Below are 14424 nucleotides of genomic sequence, written 5' to 3' on the forward strand. Positions count from 1 at the left end.
GCGTGCTGGTTTTTTTTGCAATCCTTGTTGCATCGGCAGCAACCTTAATTTTCTATGAACTTATAACATCCAAAAGAATTGAAAAATATAAGAGATTTGTTGTTAGGGTGGCGGAGTTGGCAGATGTTCCTGATGACTCGCCACCTTATTATGTTTTGGAATCTTTGAGGAAAAAAATCAAAAATCTTGAAGATGAACTATCGATGGCTCAGAAAAGTCGAGAAAATACGCTGACGCTCCTTGACAGTATAATGGATCCAATCTTGTTTGTGGACAGTAGCAGCGGAGAGATATTATTTGCCAACACAGCTGCACAAAAGATGTCGCGACCAATAGTTACAACCAGAAAAATATACGAAGCTCTCGAAGATTATTACTTAATCGAAATGTTTGATGAAGCTGTCAAAAGCTGGCATATTCAGGAAGGCAACGTAGTTATGCACGTTGAGGGGAAAAAGAGATATTATTCCTGCAAAATGACACCTGTGTTATTGCCTCGCGGTGAGAGAAGGGTAGTTATATTGTTGCATGATATGACAAAAGAATACGAATTAAATGAGATGAGACGCGAATTTGTATCTAACGTTTCACACGAGCTACGTACTCCTCTGACATCCATTCACGGCTATGCCGAAACACTTTTGAACGATCCTGATATGGATGCAGAAACGAGAGACAGATTTCTCAAGATTATAGAAAATGAGTCTGCCAGAATGTCGAGGTTGATAAATGATCTACTGGATCTGGAACGATTGGAATCTGGGGAAGCGAGATTTGATTTTCAAAAGATTGACCTTTGCTCCGTTGTTAAGTATGTTGTGTCTATAACTGAACCTTTATCAATTGATTATGATGTTAAGGTTGAATATGATTGTGAAGAGGTAACTATTGACGGAGATCAGGATAGATTGATTCAAATGTTACTCAATTTAGCGGATAATGCTGTAAAATATACATCACTCAAAGAATCTGGCGAGAAAAAGGTTTCTATTTCTGTTAAGAAAGAAGGTTCGCAGGCTGTAATTAGGGTATCAGATACCGGTCCGGGCATGCCGAGAGATGCATTAAACAGGATTTTTGACAGGTTTTACAGAGTCGATAAAGGACGAAGCAGAAAAATGGGAGGCTCTGGCTTAGGACTTTCTATAGTTAAAACAATCGTTGATCGGCATAATGGACAGATTTTTGTTGAGAGCGAGCCCGGCGCAGGAACAAGTTTTACTGTAAAATTACCTGTTGAAAGGATCGATCTGGATGAGAATGTATGACATCATAAAGAAGAAGAGAGATGGCTACGAACTTACGAGTGATGAAATAGATTTCGTAATTAAGGGGTATGTGAACGGAAAAATACCGGATTATCAAATGGCTGCTTTTCTTATGGCAGTGTATTTTCAAAAAATGAGTGAGAGAGAAACATATGATCTAACTATTTCCATGGCAAATTCCGGAAAAATGCTCGATTTATCCAGTATAGATGGATTTAAAATCGATAAACACTCCACAGGTGGTGTTGGGGATAAGACGACTCTGGTCGTACTCCCAATGGTAGCGTGTTTTGGCTTGAAGATCGCTAAAATGTCTGGCAGGGGACTCGGACATACAGGTGGCACCATTGACAAACTTGAATCAATTCCTGGTATGAGGACAAATCTGAAAGAAGATGAATTTTACAGCATAGTTCGTGATATTGGTTTCTCTATTGCGGGGCAAACAGGTGAACTTGTTCCAGCTGACAAAAAAATATACGCCCTTAGAGATGCAACAGCTACTGTGGATAACATATCGCTCATTGCTTCAAGTATTGTGAGCAAAAAGCTGGCAGGCGGTGCAGATGGTGTAATTTTTGATGTAAAAGTGGGATCAGGAGCTTTCCTGAAGACAGTTGATGAGGCGAGAAGATTAGCCAATTTGATGATAAATATCCTCAGAAAATTTGGCAGAAAAGCATCAGCAGTGCTGTCAAATATGGATCAACCACTTGGGAGAATGGTGGGAAACTCTCTCGAGGTAATAGAAGCAATAGAAACTCTTAAGGGAAAAGGGCCTGACGACTTTACTGAGCTGTGTTTGATTCTTTGCAGAGAGATGCTTGATCTTGCCGGATTGAAGGCAGAAGAGGATGAAATTTACGATACAATTCATAGTGGAAAGGCTTTGGGCAAATTTGCAGATTTTCTCAGAATGCAAGGCGGCAATCCTGAGGTAATAGAGAATTATGATTTACTTCCCGTGAGCAGCAAAACTATGGATGTCAGAATTGGTGAGTCAGGTTATGTAAACAGAATAGATGCAGAATTAATTGGGGTTGCATCTATGTTACTTGGCGCTGGCAGAGTCAAAAAGGAAGACGAAATCGATCCAGGCGTTGGTTTAGAGGTGCTCAAAAAGGTTGGAAATTTTGTTGAAGCGAATGAACCTGTCGCAAGGATCTACGTTTCTGAAAAAAGTGATATTGATTCGGCTATAAAATTGATAAAAAGTGCCTATAAAATCTCGAATGATCGACCACAGAGTCCTGAAATTTTGCTTGAGGTGATCAAATGAAACGTTTTCTAATCTTCGCCTTTTTTATACTGTACAGTTCTATTTTGATTTCACAAGTACTTGTTGGAGTAAATGGAAAATTTGTCACTGTTCAAGAATATAATGGTTTCATCGACATAAAATCACTTGAATCCTTAGGCTTTTCAATAGTGATTTCAAATAGATCTGAAAGGGCATACCTTATTTATAAAAATCAGATCATTATTGTTGAGAAAAGCGGGACAGTGACGGTGGATTTTTTAGATATTTATGAAAATGCTGCACTATATACATCGGATAAAATAATGATAAGTGTTGATTTACTTTCGAAAATTTTAGGACTTTCAAAATATGTAACTCCAGCAGGCATGGAAGCCTTTATTGATAAAGTATGTGTTCTCACCTCTGTAGATTATTCTCATAATGAATTGAAACTCGATTTTATGGGTTCTCCTTTTGAAGAAATGCTTGAGATAAAGTCCGAAGAATCGAAAGTGGTTCTCGAGCTTTCGCCCGTTTTATCTGAGGTCGTTTCTACAGATCAGATTAAAATCAACCAGAATGGTTACAAATTGCAGATGGAAATTTTTCTTGATACCGAAGCAAAACCGGTTCTTTCGACAAAACTTCAGGACAATTCTTTCGTAATTACTGTGAGCTTTCCTCAGCTTGGCAGAGAACAGATTGCAAAAGGAGTCTACTGGGAGCAGAAAGTCGAGAAAATTGGAAATAAGGATATGCTTGTAAATTACCTGTGGATAGATCCACAGTTTGTTGATCTCAAACCTGAGATCAGTTCTGGGGGAATAGGTAGTCTTGAAAGTGTTGAAAAAATGGTCATTAGAAAAAATGCAGTAGCTGGTGTTAATGCAAATTATTTTGATACTAACACAGGATTACCAATCGGTTTGCTGATTGTAGATGGTAAAATTTTATCTATGCCATATGGTGATAGACCTGTATTTATTCAAACTTTTTCGAACGAGGTTTATATAAGCAGAATATATTTTGATGTGAATATTAAAGTAGGGCAATTACTTTTTCTTGTTAAAGGAATTAACACGATCGCCCAAGGTGAAGTTCTTATATTTACTCCGGAGTTTGGTCTCTCGATTCCTTATCGAGATGAAATGGTCTATTTTTCCGTTGTTGATGGAAAAGTTAATGGCACTGGATGGCTATCGAAAGCTCCCAAAAATGGTTTTGTACTTGCTATTTCATCGAAATATAAAAAATATCTTGAGGGGATTCAAATCGGTGATACCGTTGAGTATATCGTGAACACAAACTTTCCTTATCCCATAAAACATGCAATAGAAGCAGGTCCTCTGATTCTTTATGAAGGTTCACCAATACCAGATAGAAATGACGAAAAGAACAGGTATGGGGGAAGCATTGCAAGGGCGAGTGCAACCAGAACATTAGCCGCTACTCTTCCAGATGGTAAAGTGGTGCTGGCTGTAATCAATGATCAAGATGGTTCTGGGGGAGTCAATTACGACGAGCTTGTTGAATTTTCCTTAAAAAAAGGTTTTTATTCGGCTATGAATTTCGATGGTGGAAGTTCATCGATAATGGTTATTTTTGACAGAGTAGTTAGTAAGGTTCCAACAGGTTGGGTAAGGGCAGTTCCTGCATCCTTGCTTGTTGTAAAAAAGGACAACAAATAAATGTGGAGGTGGATATATGAGTAGGCCAATCGACAAAAAAAGAAACATAGCACTGATAGGGCATAACGGATCAGGAAAGAGTTTATTGCTCAGTGCTATGTTATTTAACTCTGGCCTGATGGATCGAATTAACTCAAAACTAATTGATACAGATCCGATTGAAGAATCTAAAGGATCAAGTGTTTCTTCTCATGTATATTCCTTCGATTGGAACGATTTTAGTTTCACAGTTATTGATACTCCTGGTTTTGGTGATTTCATCTCTGAAGTTATAAATTCTTTGTTTGTCAGCGAAAACGCCCTGAGTGTTGTGAATGCTGTCGCCGGAGTAGAAATCCAGACAGAGCGAACCTGGCAGATGGCTGAAGATATGAAAAAACCTGTGATGGTTTTTATAAATCAAATGGACAAAGAACGAGCAAATTTCGAAAGTGCCGTGAATGAGCTTGCCTCATCTTTCGATAGAAAAATAGTTGCTGTTACTCTTCCAATAGGGAGCGAGGCAAATTTCAGAGGATTAATCGACCTCATATCCGAGAAAGCTTATGTATACAACTCTGGAAAACGCGAGGAAATCCCCGTACCTTCAGAATTTTCCGAAAAAGTTCAGGAGTTAAGATTGAGGCTCATTGAAGACGTTGTTGAATCAGATGATACACTCATGGAAAAATACCTCGATGGGCAGGAAATAGGTTCTGAAGAATTAATACATGCTATGATCAAAGCCTACAAGACCTGCCAAATAGTTCCTGTTATTTGTGGGTCTGCTGAAAAAAACATAGGTATTGACCTGATTTTGGATTATGTTTCTCTACTTGGTGCGAGTCCATCTGAAACAACTTCGTACATGGCGAGGCTTGATTCTGGAGAAGAGGTCGAAATTAAACCTTCTGAGACAGAACCATTCTGCGCATATAATTTTAAAACAGTGGTCGATCCATTCGTGGGACGTGTCAGTTATATAAAAATCATAGCCGGTGCAGTGAAACCTGGCGATACGTATGTGAATGTCAATCGAGGTACATCGGATAAATTTGGTCGAATTTATCTTCCACGTGGAAAAGATCAGATAGAAGTGGACCAGGCTTCATGTGGGGATGTAGTTGTTTTACCAAAGCTCAAAGAAGGTTCCGTCGGTGAAACGTTTACACACAAAGATCGAAAACTAACTATTGTAACCCCGGCATTTCCAGAACCAATGTTCTCAAGATCAGTTAATCCAAAATCCAAATCAGATATTGATAAAATTAGTAATGGATTATCAAGGCTGTCTGAGACAGACCCTGCATTCAAATGGGAATACGATCCTGAAACCGGAGAGACAGTAGTTTCCGGTTTAGGGAATATCCATTTAGATGTAATGATTGAAAGATTGAAAAGCACCTTTGGCGTGGATGTAGAAGTGGGAAAGCCAAAGATAGCTTATAGAGAAACTATTACGAAAAAAGCGGTAGCCGAATACAAACATAAAAAGCAAACAGGAGGTCATGGACAGTACGGACATGTCAAAATAGAGCTGGAACCACTTCCGCGAGGAGCGGGTTTTGAATTTGTCGATAAAATCTTTGGTGGAGTCATACCAAAGAATTTTATTCCCTCTGTTGAGAAAGGTATCGTTGAAGCAATGAAAAGAGGCTCTGTGGCTGGTTATCCGGTTGTTGATGTTCGAGTAACGCTTTTCGATGGTTCATATCATGAAGTTGATTCCTCAGATATATCTTTCCAGATCGCAGCCATTCAAGCATTCCGAAAAGGTATGGAAGAAGCAAGACCAGTTTTGCTGGAACCTATAATGGAAGTCGAAATATTCTGTCCCGATGAAGTTGCAGGAGATGTCATAGGTGAGGTAACAAGCAGAAGAGGAAGGCCGCAGGGAATGGAATCAATCGGGAGGGGTATGTCAAAAGTGAAGGCAGAAGTTCCTCTAGCAGAAATGCTTGATTTTTCTGGAAAGCTTTCTGGAATTACCAGTGGTCGTGGTTATTTCACGATGAAATTTGTACGATACCAGGAAGTTCCACCCAATATTCAGGAAAAAGTAATCCAGGAGAGAAAGCAAGAAAGTCAAAATGCATGATAAAGGGGGGAAATTCCCCCTATTTTTAAGGTGATTTTGGATGCACGTAGCTGTTTTGAGTTATAAATTGAGATTGTTTGGCATAGCCAGTCTCAAAGAAAAGCGCTCATTATTGAAAAAACTTATCAATGAGATTAGAGCAAAATTCAATGTATCTGCATGTGAGATTGGATACAGTGATTCAAAAACATGGTCAGAATTGGGAGTTGCGATCGTTTCTTCATCACAAAGCATACTCGATGCCGTGGTTGAGGATATAACAGCATTGATAGAAAACACCATGGGCCTTGAGATAGTTGAAATTGAAAGAGAAGGTTGGTGAGATGGATCAGATTTTTCGGGAGTTACATAAAATTTCTGATTTGTTGCTCAGCAATAAACGTTTTTTACACATCAAATCCTGTGTAGATTTTGCCGTACAACTTGCAAAAATTCATGAAGTAGATGAGGATCGTGTGGCTGTTGCTGGATTTGCGCATGATATCTTTAGAGATGTAAAACCGGATGTTCTTTTGAGAATGGCTGTTGCGTACAGAATTAGAATTACAAAGCTCGAAAGATTGAACCCGATTCTCCTGCATGGTAAAATTGCGGCAGAATTTGTCAAAAGAAGGTTTAATCTGCGCGACAGAGAAATTCTACAGGCTATTGCATACCACACAAGCGGCAAGGAAAATCTTGCAGACATAGGAAAGATTGTTTTTCTGTCAGATTCACTTGAGGAAAACAGAATCTATGACAATATTAATTGGCTAAGGCAAGTAGCAAAACAAGATTTGAACCAGGCACTTTTTTTGATAGTTGAAAACAAAATACAGTATGCAATTAAGAGAGGTTTATTTATCTTGCCTGAAACTGTGAGGATGTGGAATTGGCTGATAGAATTGCAAAAGGGAAATTCCAACTGGAACTGGCGTGGTTCAGCGGTAGATTTAAATAAGAGCAAATGAGGTTAAGTGATTCATATTTGAATTTATTTAACCAATATTAGCTTACGAAAAAAAGCAGTTATTGATGAAAGAAGCTAATTTGACAGCAGTCGTGAGGGAGGCATGAGATTATGAAAAAAAGAAGAAGCGGCTTCTTGTGGTTTCTGTTAGTGGCTGTTATTGCTGCCGGAAGTTTTGGCCTGTGGTTTTTGCTAAGTTCAAATGCTATCAAGAACTCGGAAGAATTTTTGTCCGAGACTGTCCATTTTGCTTTTGTATGCAAAGATGACAATGTGGCTTATTTCATACGAGTTGACACAACTAAGAGAATGATATACATTTTAAGATTTCCACAGTACTCTTTTAATCCATTGACCAACAGATCCCTGGACGTACAAAACCCACTGGAAGTTTTCAGCTTCTCAGAAGCAATGATCGAGTCAACTTCAAACAGAAGATATTACGCCGTTGTAAGCAAGGAACAGATCTCGAAATTTTCAAAACAGGTCTTGGGCCAGGAGGAGGATAATTTTGAAAACCTTCTGAAGAAGCTATCAAACAGGAATTCAAAAACCTTTGATTATTTGTTTTTTAAACAATGGGTGTCAGCACTAAAGCCAGAGACAACTTTTACCCCTGCTGGCCTTGCAAAATTAATGTATGAGTTGCAAAGGAATGCCTCAAGATATTACTATCCTGAATCTATTACCGATAAACCCATACAGATTGTTGTTGATGGGAAAACATATCAGCGGGTTTACCTGGATGCAAATAGTATACAGTCCATAAGAGATGATATAAAAAAATAGGTATTGAAAATTCCGACAAAAAGAGTACAATATTTGTCGGAGGTGGCTAAATGTATAAAATAACAGTTTATACCGCGCCAGGTTGCCCTTATTGTGTCAAAGTGAAAAGCTATCTCAGGGAACTTGGTCTTAAATTTACAGAGGTAGATGTATCAAAAAGCCAAAAAGATGCTGAAAAACTTGTGAGAAGGACCGGTCAAACAGGTGTCCCTGTTGTTGAAATAGGGAACCAGCTTGTAATTGGTTTTGATAGAGCGAGAATAGATAAACTCCTCGGAGTGAGATAAAATTGATTGATGTTCTGTTTTTACCTGAACCTGTATCACAGCAACATGTTTGTGTTGTTGTGGATGTTTTGAGAGCAACAAGTACTATTGTCACAGCACTTGCGAATGGTGCCAGATGTGTGGTACCTGTCAGGAAGATAGCAGAGGCTAAAAAGAGAAAAGCGGAAAATATTCTGATCTGTGGGGAAAGAAAAGGAATAAAACCAAAAGGGTTTGATCTCGGAAATTCTCCTATAGAGTATTTCACTGTGAAAGACAAAGAGGTTATTCTCACAACAACAAATGGCACAAGAGCTATATCAATGATCAATTCACAGAAATTGTATGCAGCTTGTTTTCTAAATTTACATGCAGTTATCGAACAGCTGAGAAATCATGACCATGTGACAATTGTATGTTCCGGGCAAAAAGGAAAGATTGCGTATGAAGATGTACTCTGTGCCGGTGCAATTGTCTATGAACTAAATGATAAATTGACGGATGGAGCAAGAATATCAAGAGAATTATGGAAGCAATCCAGGAGAAAGGATCTTTCAAAACTTCTCTTTGAATCGCAGCATGCTCAAGAACTCGCTGAATATGGATTCTCGTCAGATATAACATTCTGTTCTCAAACAGATTTATACAGCATTGTACCGGTTTTTGTTGAAGATCGCTTTATAAAACAAGCCCCATAGGGGCTTGTTTATACTAACCAGGAGGCTATCTTTGCAAGTTCAACAAACTGATCATCAAGACTTGCTCCACCTACCAGGCCGCCATCAATATCCGGCTGAATCATTAACCCAAGGAAATTATCAGGCTTAATGCTACCTCCATATAAAATGGGTATCTGCTGAGCAAATTCCTGACCATAAAGTTGTTCAAGCAACTTTCGTATAAACATATGCACTTGTTGAGCCTGATGTGGTTTTGCAACTATCCCCGTTCCAATAGCCCACACTGGCTCATAAGCTATTACAATCTTTCTGACATCATCTTCGTTCAGACCAAACAATGCTTGTCTCAGCTGAGATTCAATGACGCAAAAGGTTAATCCCTTTTCCCTCTCTTCTTTTGTTTCACCAATACATATGATTGGTTTCATACCATTGCTGAGTACAGCTTTGATCTTTTTGTTGATCATTTCATCTGTTTCACCAAAAATGTGACGACGTTCGGAATGGCCGATGATTACATATTCAATATTCAATTCCTTAAGCATCACAGGAGAGATTTCACCGGTGAAGGCTCCAAAATTTTCGTAATAACAATTCTGTGCACCTATATGTAAGTTACTTCCCTTGAGTATTTCTGTAATATCGGAGAGGCAAACAAAAGGCGGGCACAATACTATCTTGAAATTCATACCCGCCAGATCCTGAACAAGTTTATTAACAAAGAATTTAGCCTGTTCATTAGTTTTGTTCATTTTCCAGTTACCAGCTAATATGACTCTATCTATTTTTTTTTATCAGCAATACTCCTTATACCTGGGAGATCCTTTCCTTCAAGAAATTCGAGTGATGCTCCTCCTCCTGTCGAGACATGCGAATAAGCTGATTCCAAACCGAATTTGGCAACAGCTGCCGCAGAATCTCCCCCGCCTATAACAGTTGTTCCTTTTATTTTGGCTATCATTTCAGCAACAGCTTTCGTTCCCCCTGCAAAATCTTCAATTTCGAAAACGCCCATAGGACCATTCCAAACGACAGTCTTAGCGTTTTTCAAAGCTTCTTCGAATACTTTTATTGTTTTTGGACCTATATCCAATCCCATCCACCCATCATCTATTCCATCTTTTAAGTCAGCTGTTTTCTTCTCAACGCCGGCTTCTATTTTTTGGGCAACGATGGCATCCACAGGGAGGACTATCTCAACTTTCTTTTCCTTTGCTTGCTCAAGTATTTGTTTTGCAAGATCCAGTTTGTCATTTTCGACCAGGGAGGATCCGACTTTTAATCCCTGGGCTTTGAGAAATGTGAACATCATAGCCCCACCGATGAGGAGTTTATCAGCTTTGTTTAAGAGATTAGTTATTACCCCTATTTTATCCGATACTTTCGCACCACCAAGCACAACTACATATGGGTGATCTGGTTCATAAGTGACCTTGTTCAGAAAATCAATTTCCTTTTCCATAAGGAACCCTGCGACACTGGGTATGAAATTTGCAATACCGACATTTGAGGCGTGTGCCCTGTGTGCTGTACCAAACGCGTCATTTACGTGAATATCGGCAAGCTCCGCCCAGGCTTTAGCCAATTCCTGGTCGTTCTTTTCTTCGCCAGGATGAAATCTGGTATTTTCAAGTAAAAGTACATCGCCAACCTTCATATTTTTCACAGCTTCTTTTACTTCTTCACCAACTACATGTGGAACAAAGATTACATTCAAACCTGATATATTTTTTAAATGCTCCGCGATCGGCTTTAAACTATACTTTGGATCAAATGATCCTTTTGGCCTGCCCAAGTGAGAAAGCAATATAACTTTTGCTTTTTTCTCGACAGCATATTTGATTGTTGGAAGAGCGGCTGTGATTCGTGTGTCGTCAGATACTTTTCCATCTTTACCGATAGGGACGTTAAAATCAACTCTCATTATCACTGCTTTATTTGAAAGATCTATATCTTTTATTGTCAATTTTTTCATCTTATCACCTCCTGTTGACTTGTGAAAAGAGGGGATAACACCCCTCTTTTGAGTTAAATCATTTTTGAAACCAGTTCAACTGTATCAACAACACGGCAGCTATAACCGTATTCATTATCGTACCAGGAGAACACCTTTATCAAATTGCCCTTAGCATTTGTCAACGTTGCATCAAAAATACCCGAGTATGGTGTCCCCACTATATCGCTACTTACTATTTCATCAGTATTATATTTGACAATTCCCTTAAGTGATGTTTCGCATGCCTCTTTCATAACTTCGTTTACTTCCTCAGCTGTGGTTGATTTTTCAACTACTGCAACAAAATCTGTGATTGAGCCATCTGGAACTGGAACTCTTAATGCTACACCGTCAAGTTTTCCTTTCAATTCTGGAACAACCAGGGCAACTGCTTTTGCTGCACCAGTTGTGGTAGGAATGGTATTCACCGCAGCAGCTCTCGCTCTTCTCAAATCTTTATGAGGAAGGTCAAGAACTCTTTGATCATTTGTATAAGCATGAACTGTTGTTAAGAAACCACTCAAAATATTGAATTTTTCGTGGAGCACTTTGATTACTGGTGCTATTGAGTTTGTTGTACATGAAGCACATGAAATCACTGTATGTTCTGGTTTCAAATTTTTCTCATTGCAACCTATAACTACGGTTATATCTTCTCCTTTTGCCGGTGCAGTAATTATCACTTTCTTTGCTCCTGCGTGAAGGTGGAGTGAAGCTTTTTCCTTGTCCCTAAAAATTCCTGTTGATTCAATGACTATATCAACACCAAGATCTTTCCACGGTAATTTCGATGGATCTTTTTCGCTGAAAACTTTGTAGCTTTTTTCATCGATAATCAGTTCATTTTCCTTAGCCGAAACCTCACCTGGATAAATCTTGTGAACAGAATCATACTTAAAAAGATGAGCAAGAGTAGCGGTATCGGTTATGTCGTTGATAGCAACAACTTCAATATCTTTCGAATTTCTCTTAAGGATTTCCCTGAGCACGATTCTTCCAATACGTCCAAACCCGTTAATTGCTATTTTCATGCTTTTCCCTCCCTTTTGAATGTTCAGTATTATGTTATATCATCTTTGTTTAAAATGGTGATCACTTTGTGTAAAATCTCACAAACCAGGTAATCCACTCAACCCAACTATTTTTGAAAGCTCCTCCTCGCGTTTTTTTGTTACCTCTCGCAACGCCTCATTAATAGCCGCAACTATCAAGTCATTGAACATTTCTCTATCTTCCAGCAAAGAATCTTCATACTCAATAGAGACAATTTCATAATTGCACTTGGCTGTTACCTTTACTGCTCCGCCACCCGATGTAGATGAAACTTCTATGTTTTCAAAAGAATTTTCGAGTTTCTCAATCTCGTCTCTCATTTTTTGTTGAATCTGCTCAAACCCGCTACTCTTATCAATTTTGCCATAACTTTTTCCACCAAACCCTTTTATTTTTTTCACTCAACTTCACTCCTCTATACGAATTTTTCCCGGAAAACTTTCCTGGAGTTTCTGGAGGATTCTCCTTTCTCGGTCTTCGTCCAAGCGTATATCTACCACGCAGTTTCTTTTCACATATGTTTTAAACAAATATTCAACTTCAAGGATTTTTTCCCTCAGATACTCGTACTGAAATCTCTGTGAAGGTAGTAAGGATATCTCAATACTATCTCCTCTGTCTGAGATTTTAGACTGTAACAAAGCTATACAAATAGCCATATCGCCCTGTTCCTTCAAATAACTCAGAAGTTCCTCTATTTTGCTTTTTTCTTTTGAACTTTTTTTCTCTTCTACGGGTTCTGATTTTTCGGTTGATTTATTTTTGATTTCATAATCATGCTCAATTTTTTCAGGTGATTCAAACTTCGAAGCAAGATTCATCGAAAGGAGTTTGCAAATAGCTTTTCTATTCTCACTATATTTGAGCTCTCTGAGAATCAAAACCAAATTTTCACCAATTGATATTAGATCTCTTGATGGATTTCGTGAAATTTCTTCTTCTATGATTTCGATAGATGACTGCAATAACTGATCGACATCTAAGCCACTTCTATGTACCTCATCCACCAGTTCCCCGACTTCTTTTACCAGTCCGTTTCTGATGGCTTTAATGTACCTTTGAACTATTTCATCTGGTACGAGTCCAAGGGCTTTTTCCACGACCTGTGGCGTTATCACTTGACCATCAGCATAATTTGCAATTTGCTCTAAGTAAGATAACGCATCACGCATACCGCCAGATGCTCTTCTAGCTATCATTCTTGCTGCGTCCTCATGCAACTCTATCGACTCAAAATGGGCAACCTTTCTGATGTTTTCAAGGATAGCATCTTCGCTAAAATTTCTGAATTCTATGACCTGGCATCTCGATATTATCGTTTGTGGTACTCTTTCAAGATTGGTTGTCGCGAGCACAAAAAGTACTTTTTCAGGAGGCTCTTCAAGAGTTTTCAGTAAAGCATTAAATGCTTCACGAGTTAACATGTGAAACTCATCAATTATATAAATCTTGTGCGACGAGAGCATTGGTTTAAATCCAACTGCGTCTCTGATTTTGCGAATTTCATCAATACCTCTGTTTGAAGCTGCATCAAGCTCTATAACATCTGGGTGCGTTCCTCTGTCGATAGAGAGACAACTTTCGCATTCACAGCATGGCTCATATCCCTTTCTGTTTGAGCAATTCAGAGCCTTCGCGAGAATTCTCGCAACAGAGGTCTTGCCGGTTCCCCGGGGGCCTGAAAATATATATGCATGTGATATCTTATTTTTGAGTAATGCATTTTGGAGAACCAATTTTGCTTGAAGCTGGTCTATTATTTGATCGAAGTTCTTTGGCCTATATTTTCGATAAAGGGCTTCCATGTGGTTCCTCCTTTGATTAAATTATAACAGATAAGACTTTTGTGGAGGTGCAAAATGGTATATTCGAGATTAAAAACAGGCTTTTTATTGATTCTCGTATTTTTCAGTGTCACATTTGTAGCTAACACGACTCCGAGCTGGTTTAAGGAGCTCGTTATAGAAAGCCGATCTGGTCACGGTCTGATCGTGGATGAACAAATAATAGATGATTTGTATGAGAGTATTATTGAAATATCAGAAAAATATGATCTTGATCCTTTGATAATAATAGCCCTAATAAAAGTGGAAAGTGAGTTCAGGAATGTTGTTGGCATGTATGGTGAGCTTGGTTTAGTTCAAATCAAACCACAGACAGCACAATTTGTCGCGCAAATCTACGACTTATCTGAGCCTGAAGAAGGATGGATAACCCTGCTTTGGAACTATGAGTTGAACATTGAATACGGTGTCTTATATCTCAAATATTTGATTCAAAGAACTTCCGGCAATCTTTTAAAGGCGCTTGAGTTGTACAATGGTGGTAGTATGAAAACAGAGTATGCCAACAGGATTTTTCAGCAATACAAGGAGTTGATGGCCTATCAGATTACTGATAGTAGAAGATGATCCGAAA

Annotated in this window: 15 protein-coding genes; 10 read left to right on the forward strand and 5 right to left on the reverse strand. The window is 38.7% G+C overall.

The window, feature by feature from the left end:
• Positions 1–2 precede the first annotated feature (2 nt).
• The 9 genes from TLET_RS05060 to TLET_RS05100 all read left to right on the forward strand — a co-directional run bounded on the left by TLET_RS05060 (position 3) and on the right by TLET_RS05100 (position 8975).
• Positions 3–1268: a sensor histidine kinase gene (locus TLET_RS05060; RefSeq protein ID WP_012003034.1), complete on the forward strand. Its 1266-nt coding sequence runs from the start codon at positions 3–5 to the stop codon at positions 1266–1268.
• The gene (locus TLET_RS05065; protein WP_012003035.1) at positions 1255–2547 is read left to right on the forward strand and encodes a thymidine phosphorylase; all 1293 of its coding nucleotides are present in this window, start codon (positions 1255–1257) and stop codon (positions 2545–2547) included. Before TLET_RS05060 ends, TLET_RS05065 begins: the two co-directional genes overlap by 14 nt.
• Positions 2544–4196 (forward strand): phosphodiester glycosidase family protein, encoded by a 1653-nt coding sequence (locus tag TLET_RS05070; RefSeq protein WP_012003036.1) that lies wholly within the window; start codon positions 2544–2546, stop codon positions 4194–4196. The genes TLET_RS05065 and TLET_RS05070 overlap by 4 nt, the downstream gene beginning before the upstream one ends.
• 16 nt (positions 4197–4212) lie before the next feature.
• Positions 4213–6273, forward strand: coding sequence for an elongation factor G (fusA, locus tag TLET_RS05075; protein ID WP_012003037.1), 2061 nt, complete (start codon positions 4213–4215; stop codon positions 6271–6273).
• 40 nt (positions 6274–6313) lie between these two features.
• On the forward strand, positions 6314–6595 hold the full coding sequence (locus TLET_RS05080) for a DUF503 domain-containing protein (RefSeq protein WP_012003038.1): 282 nt from the start codon (positions 6314–6316) through the stop codon (positions 6593–6595).
• Position 6596: 1 nt separating this feature from the next.
• Positions 6597–7223, forward strand: coding sequence for a bis(5'-nucleosyl)-tetraphosphatase (symmetrical) YqeK (yqeK, locus tag TLET_RS05085; protein ID WP_012003039.1), 627 nt, complete (start codon positions 6597–6599; stop codon positions 7221–7223).
• A gap of 110 nt (positions 7224–7333) precedes the next feature.
• The gene (locus TLET_RS05090; protein ID WP_012003040.1) at positions 7334–8011 is read left to right on the forward strand and encodes a hypothetical protein; all 678 of its coding nucleotides are present in this window, start codon (positions 7334–7336) and stop codon (positions 8009–8011) included.
• Positions 8012–8061: 50 nt separating this feature from the next.
• Positions 8062–8298, forward strand: a complete 237-nt coding sequence (locus TLET_RS05095; protein ID WP_012003041.1) for a glutaredoxin family protein — start codon at positions 8062–8064, stop codon at positions 8296–8298.
• A gap of 2 nt (positions 8299–8300) precedes the next feature.
• Positions 8301–8975, forward strand: coding sequence for a 2-phosphosulfolactate phosphatase family protein (locus TLET_RS05100; protein ID WP_012003042.1), 675 nt, complete (start codon positions 8301–8303; stop codon positions 8973–8975).
• An 8-nt stretch (positions 8976–8983) separates the two neighbouring features.
• Here TLET_RS05100 and tpiA read toward each other — a convergent pair whose 3' ends face one another.
• From tpiA to dnaX, 5 genes are all read right to left on the reverse strand, one after another.
• Positions 8984–9730 (reverse strand): triose-phosphate isomerase, encoded by a 747-nt coding sequence (gene tpiA / locus TLET_RS05105; protein ID WP_353738046.1) that lies wholly within the window; start codon positions 9728–9730, stop codon positions 8984–8986.
• Positions 9731–9738: 8 nt separating this feature from the next.
• Complete coding sequence (locus tag TLET_RS05110; protein WP_012003044.1) at positions 9739–10932, reverse strand: phosphoglycerate kinase; 1194 nt, start codon at positions 10930–10932, stop codon at positions 9739–9741.
• 53 nt (positions 10933–10985) lie between these two features.
• Positions 10986–11984: a type I glyceraldehyde-3-phosphate dehydrogenase gene (gene gap, locus TLET_RS05115; protein WP_012003045.1), complete on the reverse strand. Its 999-nt coding sequence runs from the start codon at positions 11982–11984 to the stop codon at positions 10986–10988.
• A gap of 78 nt (positions 11985–12062) precedes the next feature.
• Positions 12063–12407, reverse strand: coding sequence for a YbaB/EbfC family nucleoid-associated protein (locus TLET_RS05120; RefSeq protein ID WP_012003046.1), 345 nt, complete (start codon positions 12405–12407; stop codon positions 12063–12065).
• Between the two features lie 6 nt (positions 12408–12413).
• The gene (gene dnaX, locus TLET_RS05125; RefSeq protein ID WP_012003047.1) at positions 12414–13811 is read right to left on the reverse strand and encodes a DNA polymerase III subunit gamma/tau; all 1398 of its coding nucleotides are present in this window, start codon (positions 13809–13811) and stop codon (positions 12414–12416) included.
• 54 nt (positions 13812–13865) lie between these two features.
• Between dnaX and TLET_RS05130 the strand changes: the two genes are divergently transcribed.
• Positions 13866–14417, forward strand: coding sequence for a transglycosylase SLT domain-containing protein (locus TLET_RS05130; RefSeq protein ID WP_012003048.1), 552 nt, complete (start codon positions 13866–13868; stop codon positions 14415–14417).
• Positions 14418–14424 lie beyond the last annotated feature (7 nt).

This window comes from Pseudothermotoga lettingae TMO, assembly GCF_000017865.1.
GTDB classification, from domain to species: Bacteria; Thermotogota; Thermotogae; order Thermotogales; family DSM-5069; genus Pseudothermotoga_B; species Pseudothermotoga_B elfii.